Annotated in this window: 3 protein-coding genes; all 3 read right to left on the bottom strand. The window is 54.4% G+C overall.

Annotated elements, in window-relative coordinates; all coding sequences use genetic code 11:
- On the bottom strand, positions 1–204 hold a 204-nt coding region (locus tag L810_RS48840; protein WP_441294016.1), incomplete at its 3' end, for a hypothetical protein.
- Positions 204–1,034 carry a phosphonate ABC transporter ATP-binding protein gene (locus L810_RS43130; RefSeq protein WP_050782032.1) on the bottom strand — a complete coding sequence of 277 codons (831 nt, stop codon included), beginning with the start codon at positions 1,032–1,034 and terminating at the stop codon, positions 204–206. The genes L810_RS48840 and L810_RS43130, both read right to left, overlap by 1 nt.
- Positions 1,034–1,920: phosphate/phosphite/phosphonate ABC transporter substrate-binding protein (gene phnD, locus L810_RS43125; protein ID WP_051392405.1), on the bottom strand; the 887-nt coding region annotated here is incomplete at its 5' end. The genes phnD and L810_RS43130, both read right to left, overlap by 1 nt.

Here is a 1,920-nt window from a genome sequence, read left to right as displayed (position 1 = left end):
CACCACTTCCGACTTTAGCTCCGTGCGCGCACCGCTCAAGCGCAGTCCCGCCGCGACTCCGAGTGGAATGCTAACGCAAAAGGCAATGAATATTGCCCCAACCGCCATCCCAATTGTTTCCATTACCGGCTCAACCAACGCAAGTAGATAGGAGGGCGTCAAAACCGGAGGAAAAAATGAAAGGAAAAGAGTCAACCCGTTCATCAGCTGGCATGCCCCAATGATGCAACTCCCTCCCGCGAGCCACCAGCCGGGTGCTTTGCACTTAACTCTATCAACGTGCCCTGCCGGACTTCGATGATGCGGTCGAAATAGCGCGCTGCAAGGTCGGGCTGATGCAGCGAGCAGATCAATGCCATGCCCCGTGAATACGCGAGGCTCGTTAATAGTCCCAAGATGTCGTTGGCAGTACCTGGATCGAGTGAGGCGACTGGTTCGTCCGCCAGCAATAACTGGGGTGCTTGAACCAAAGCGCGAGCGATGGCCACGCGCTGCTGCTCACCGCCGGACAACGCTGTAGTGGGCTCATGCAGTTTGTGCGCAAGCCCAACTGAAGCCAGCGCTGCTTGGCACTCGGCCAGTTCGTCTTGCCGCGGCCAAACCAAGTAACGCAATGCACGGCCATTAGACCAGCGGCCAAGCGCGCCAGCCATGACGTTTTGGTGCACACGTAGCGGCTCAACCAAATCATGCTTCTGCGCGACAAACCCAATTTTGCAGCGCAACTGCCTTAGCGCTGTTGCCGACAGGGAAGCCATGCTCACACCATCAAAAACAATCTGACCAGTGTGCGCTCTAATTTGGCCATTGACCGTCCGCAGCAGCGTGGTTTTCCCAGTGCCACTCGGTCCGACCAGGGCCACTCGTTCACCCCGTGCCACCTGCAGGTCGATCTGCGTCATAATAGCCGCATCGACACTTGGTGGCGCGATCGCTACTGATTTCAAACTGAGAAGGGGGGTGTTGATATGCAGAGCGGACGCCGCCAATGTCGCACCGAAATTTCCCGGATTCATCTCGATAGCTGCCGTCATCACATTAGCCCCAATTCTTTTGCTACGCGCTCGACCTCGGAATATTCATCATTATTGGCAACCACGAAATGCTTTGCGCGCAGAATTCCCAATATCTTGTCATCATGACCCGGCTCAAGGCGTAGCATCGCGTTGGAAAATTTTTGCTCCAAGTCGCGCGGCAAATCCTTTCGCGCCGCCCAGACGTAGTCCGCGAATGCTGGTGTCGTAAAGAACACCTTCATTTCGTTGCCGGGAATCTTGCCGTCGGCAATCATTGACTTGTAAACGGTTTCGTCGAGAGAGCCTGCGTCACAAACGCCTGTTGCCACTGCCTGCGCCGTTGCAGCATGACTTCCTGTATAGCGATAAGACTTAAGATCGTGGTCGGGCAGGATGCCGGCATTTTTCATGGCCAAATAAGAAAAAAGATGACCGCTGGTCGAATTGATGTCGCCAAAACAGAAGGTTTTGCCCTTAAGGTCTTTGAGACTGTCAATCCCCGTACTTTTGCGGGTGATTAACAGCGAGTGGAATTGACGGTCAACATCGCGCTGCACTAGCGGAATGGCGCCGTAACGGGCATGCGCCTTAACGTACGTCAAACCGCCGAAATAAGCCACGTCCAGGGAACCGTTTCCGAGACCCTCTAGCGTTGCGTTGTAGCTTGTGGGAATGATCAGCTTCACGGGCATGCCAAGTTGCTGCTCAAGATACTTCTGCAGAGGCACCTTTTCTTCGACTGAAACTTGGGTGGCGCCGGCATCCGGTATCATGCCGATTCGCAGCGGTTCAGCAGCAAGGGCGGGCGTCAGCGACAGCAGCAGGACAACATTAGCGGCAAGCAATGTTGTGATTTTCCGCGCAATACAAGAATTAAGTTTCATAAATTGCTCCTTATTGATAA

Source organism: Burkholderia sp. AU4i (assembly GCF_000466765.1).
In the GTDB taxonomy this organism is placed as follows: Bacteria; Pseudomonadota; Gammaproteobacteria; order Burkholderiales; family Burkholderiaceae; genus Burkholderia; species Burkholderia cepacia.
This window is presented reverse-complemented; position numbering and strand designations above follow the sequence as displayed.